The 4,501-nt window shown below is 61.6% G+C and carries 3 protein-coding genes and 3 pseudogenes (1 of these 6 cut by a window edge); 2 read left to right on the top strand and 4 right to left on the bottom strand.

Annotated elements, in window-relative coordinates:
- A pseudogene (locus tag H7I87_RS11155) lies at positions 1-63 on the bottom strand (IS607 family transposase) (its annotated part extends 363 nt beyond the left edge of the window); the annotation flags it as partial.
- An 820-nt stretch (positions 64-883) separates the two neighbouring features.
- Between H7I87_RS11155 and H7I87_RS11150 the strand changes: the two are divergent.
- Complete coding sequence (locus H7I87_RS11150) at positions 884-1,354, top strand: hypothetical protein (protein WP_167380320.1); 471 nt, start codon at positions 884-886, stop codon at positions 1,352-1,354.
- Between the two features lie 1,016 nt (positions 1,355-2,370).
- On the opposite strand, the pseudogene H7I87_RS11145 reads toward H7I87_RS11150, so the two are convergent.
- Both H7I87_RS11145 and H7I87_RS11140 read right to left on the bottom strand, forming a co-directional pair.
- Positions 2,371-2,547 (bottom strand): annotated as a pseudogene (locus H7I87_RS11145) (transposase); the annotation flags it as partial.
- Positions 2,548-2,883: 336 nt separating this feature from the next.
- Entirely contained in the window at positions 2,884-3,714 is an 831-nt protein-coding gene (locus tag H7I87_RS11140) for an MT-A70 family methyltransferase (protein ID WP_083071841.1), read from the bottom strand.
- A 114-nt stretch (positions 3,715-3,828) separates the two neighbouring features.
- Here H7I87_RS11140 and H7I87_RS11135 point away from each other — a divergent pair, with 114 nt between their 5' ends.
- Positions 3,829-4,197, top strand: a complete 369-nt coding sequence (locus H7I87_RS11135) for a BglII/BstYI family type II restriction endonuclease (protein ID WP_167380321.1) — start codon at positions 3,829-3,831, stop codon at positions 4,195-4,197.
- On the opposite strand, the pseudogene H7I87_RS11130 reads toward H7I87_RS11135, so the two are convergent.
- A pseudogene (locus tag H7I87_RS11130) lies at positions 4,187-4,501 on the bottom strand (hypothetical protein); the annotation flags it as partial. The gene H7I87_RS11135 and the pseudogene H7I87_RS11130 sit on opposite strands and share 11 nt — an antisense overlap.

The following is a 4,501-nucleotide window of genomic DNA, read 5'->3' as shown; positions in this document are numbered from 1 at the left end:
AAACCACCGATACGCAGTCTGCGGATGCACACCATTCGCACGCGCCCACTCCGCCAACTTCACCCACTCACTAAAACACACATTCGATCACGTTTACTCACGAATCGCCGAACAGTTCGCAACCCTGCGTTGCAGCTTGAGACCTCATCACTGTCCGGCGACGGCTGGCTCGGCGTGCTGCTCCCAGCAGCGATCGCAGACGTATGCCCGGTGAGTCGGCAGGAATGGCCGGCGCACTGGGTGAGGGCCGCAACACACCACGCAAAACTCTCCTGAAGCTGCAGCGACACGGACAGCCGTTGTTCGGCCCAATCCGGTTGGCGCTCCCTGCGTGACAACGGTGAGTCGGTCGCTCACACCACTGGGGTCGGCGGTGGCGGAACTGATCGGGCGGACGGCCGTGGTCTCGTCCGTGCCCGCGGTTGTGCGGCCTTGTGGAGTGCCTTCGTAGAGCCGTTTCGGCAAGAGCCGCAGTCTCGATGCCAAGAACGCCCCTGGGCTGGTGATTTCGTTCGGCCATGACCATCCTCGGGCCCGCATATCGCGGTTGAGTGCTTCGGTGACGGCGCGAGCTGACCAGACAGCCGGGTCGATCCCAGCTGACGAGATTGCATCGCAGATTGCCCCGATATGTCCTTGATCAAGGCCCCGACACAATGGGTCACGACGACCGGCCGGGGTGACGAGCTCGGCCGCAAGGCGCTGCAAGGCCAACGGCCGCGGCGCAGTCCGTGTCGGGGGTTTGTTTTTCTTCGTAGGGGGATGAACTTTCTTGGCGGGCGCGCCCGCGCGCGCCTTTGGTGAGTTCGAACTTACTGGACTTAACCGCCTATCCCTTCGGGATGGCGGTAGGTGGACAAACTCCACAGGCCGGCCGATCTCTGTGGACTCCACTTTGCGGCTCACCAGATGCCAGATCGAGGGCCGGTTGCCACAGCTTGCCGTCGAACTGGACCCGTGGCCGCGCGCTGCTTCCACCGCCCAACCGGCCGCGCCCAGAACCTTCCACGCCCTGGTAACCGTCCTGGGGTCGCAGCCGGCCGCTTCCGCCACCCGTACTCGCGTCACCGCTGCATTGCGGCCGGTGCCGTGGTCGGCGAACTGCGCCCAGGCCCTCGCCACGGCAGCCAGTGTCGAGCTGGTGATCGAGACGTTCGTCGAAGCACACACAGCCTCTAGTTCATTGCTTTGCGCCCATGCTTCGACGCCGCCGATCCAGCCGGCGCGCGACGTCCACATCGGCGTCGACGGGGCAGTCTCGCCGGCGCGCTGCACCCAGTTCCGCCGTTGCTCGCGGTTCCTGATGCGGCGCAACCGCTGTTGGACCGCAGTCGATTGGCAGTGTTCGGCGTAGTCGCCTGCGGCTCGCCCAAGCGGGCTCGGGGCCGAGCCAATTCTGAGATCACGGTTTCGCGCGGTGCCTAGACGGTGTCGAGGGTATGCACTACCGTGAGACGAGTCCTGATACGACATCGTCCCTTCCAAGGGGCACGGGGTGCGGACCTGGATCTGAGCGCCAACTCAGATCGAACCCTTGACGCGGCCCCGCTTTCGAGCGGGGCCTTCGTCATGTCACAGTGGTTGGCCCACACCGATTTTCACGATTTCTGGCGTTGGCCCACTCGCTCGAATAGTCGCTGGTGGGCTCTGCACGGCTTAGGCCATCACGGGCGCCCCCTCTCGCGCGGCAGGGACTGTGCCGCGGAACGTTCGCCGATCTGTGGACGCAGTGGGGTTGCCGGCAGGCTGGATTGCCCGGGATGTGCGGTTCCTGTGTGATGTCAGGGATCTAGTTGGGCGGCATACGTTTCCGCCATCGATTGCGCCGAACGGCGCAGGCCGGTCAGATAGCGAGCTAGCGGTGCGGACGCGTATCGCGGACATCATCGACAGATCCGCCGCGTGTCGGCTCGATGTACCAAGATCTGCACGCAGACATGCAGTATCCTGAGACGTGTCATCAGACAGTCCCTTCCTAGGGGGATGGCACGCATGACAAACCCAAGGGTCGAGTGACAGCTCGACTCCGACGTAGCCCTCGGTAGCCGCCGGGGGCTTGCGTCGTTCTAGTGGGAAATCCGCGTGAAAAGTGTTACGAGAACACCTGATTCGAATGCGGCGTGTGCATCGATGGGCGCTCGCAGATGATGGCCGTTGGCCAGGAGTTCGACTGCCGCGGCATGGGCGGCCTCAGCGCATGGAACCTCCTTTCAGCAGGTGTGACTGCTGGGAATCGTCCCACGCGCATCATGGTTAACCATGCCGCGACACGCGCATGGTTAACCATTGCCCCGTCGATACGACGGAGTGGCGGGTCAAGTCCAGGGACGTGGTGTACGACGTCGTCGCGTGATTCTTCGATTTGATGGTTCAGGCGGTCAGTGCCGCCGGGGTGTCCTCCTGTTCTGTTGCGGTGTCGTTGACGGCGCGTGATTTGCTCAGCACGTCGAGGCCGAGGTAGCGCCGGGACTCGGCCCATTCGTCGTGTTGTTCGGCCAGTACGGCACCGACGAGGCGGATCAGTGCGTTGCGGTCGGGGAAGATGCCGGATCACGCAGCACTACACCACTTCCCGGGACTTGACCTGCGGTAACCATTCCTGAACCGAAACGTGACATGCGTAAGCCGCTTGTAGACAGGGTGATTCACCGCGTACCCGTGCGGGTTGAGGTGTTGCGGTCAGACTACAGCCGTATCGAAGTCCTAGACCTCGGCGTGGTCCAAGTCGGTCACCGCAAGCGGGTGCTACGTTCAGTCACTCGCTACTATCGCCCGTCGCGGCTCATGCAACCGAACCAGGGCGGCTTTACGCTCCACAACAATGCGCCAGCTACCGCTACGGCTATCGCTCGCGGTCTGGTCGCACGCTTGTAGGCAGCTCCACTATTGGTGCTTCCCAGGGGCGCGAATCTCAGTGCCAGCTTGGGTAAGTAGGGTACGAACCCGGCGGATGCTGTATCCAGTCTGAGAAGCTAATTCCCTTATGCTAGTGCCCTTTTCGTACTCGGCGCGTAGGTTGTGACCTACGACGTCTTGCGCTCCAGGGGTCAATCGTTCGTGTGGTTCCAGTACGGGGGTGAGCATCGGACCGCCCGTATAGCCTTTGTGTACTTGTCCGCGTGGGGTCACTTCCTCGTCGGCTTCGTCCCCCCATAATGTCCAGTTCTTACGCGGGTGCCGATTGAATAGCTCCAAATAAGGTCCAGGACTGCAAGATTCAATGAGTGGGTATTGCTCATCGGGTTTCCGTGAGTGCTCCCTCTTGCGCGTCTCAATCATGTTTACTTGTGAACGTGCGGGGCTCAGCGTCCGCATTGAGCCGCGAACTCCAAACAGAAGAATCTCGGTCACGTTGCGAAAATAGAAGCCGACTCCGCGCCCATCGGGACCGCCGTCTTTCCGTCGCTTCGCCCAAATGATATTGGAAACGTAGCGAAAGCCCCACGCCTCCATGACATCTATACCATCCGGTAAAAGAGCGTTGGGCACCCACAGGTAGAGGTGTGCGTCCTTGGCAACACATTCAGATACGGGGATTCGCTTGATGGCTTCAAGGCTCATCGTGCTGTAACGGTCCAGGCGCCGATGCTCAGGGGCGACTTTGCCAGTGCGATTGGTGAACCGCCACGGTGGGTCAGCTAGTACAGTCTTGAATCCGCCGACGGTCTCAGGCAGGGGCGGGGTATCGGACTCGGGTCGTAGCGGCGTCGCCATCTCGGTCATGGCGCAGAGCCTAACAAATGGATCTGATATGAGATCCATTTATCCTCGGCGTGGCGGGGAGGAGATTCACCCAACAGGTTGTCCATGTGTGATGGACTGAGCTGCGTGCAGCTCACTGAGTCCTGGAAAAATGTCATGCCGCAGAGCATCCTAGATAGGTACGACATTGCTGAGACCCGCAATGCGGCAGGGGTGTTGTTGGCAACTAGTCCTGAAGCGTTCGCCGACATCGTGGAAGTGCTCGACGGCTTCGAACTGAACCTGGACAAGCTCACTACACCTGGTGGAAACAAGACGGTCATAGCCAAGGAGCTTGATGAGACGTTTCGGGTCCATGGTTGGAGAGAGGCGCGGTTTGACCAAACCGTCACGACGCGCCTGACCATCTTTCGATGGACGGGGTCACGTCCCGTGGAGTGGTGTAAGAGCGGTCGCGTGTCCGCGTGTGGCTCTGTGGTAGCCACTATGCCGTGAGAGCGGCTGTGGGGGCAATGGTTTCGGCACTTTGGTCACTGACGTCGAGCAGAGCGAGGCTGGTCTCGGAGAGGTAGCGCTTGTCGGCGACCTGCCATTCGTCGTGGGCCTCAACGAGTACCGAGCCGCCGACGACGTCGGTGCGCCGGCGGATCTCCTTGTTGAGGCGCTCCTGGGGGTTGAAACGCCCTGGAAATCCCGGAGGCTCCTGACCTTGGAAACGAGGATGCAGGTATGCCGAAGGAACAGTCGCCCGGGAAACCCACGACGCGTCGATACAGTGCCGAGGAGAAGGCCGCCGCGG

The organism is Mycobacterium timonense (genome assembly GCF_025821985.1).
In the GTDB taxonomy this organism is placed as follows: Bacteria; Actinomycetota; Actinomycetes; order Mycobacteriales; family Mycobacteriaceae; genus Mycobacterium; species Mycobacterium avium.
This window is presented reverse-complemented; position numbering and strand designations above follow the sequence as displayed.

Coding starts and splice junctions, on each gene's coding strand:
- H7I87_RS11140 (WP_083071841.1), bottom strand. CDS start 3,714: ATGGCGACGCCGCTACGACCCGAGTCCGATACCCCGCCCCTGCCTGAG.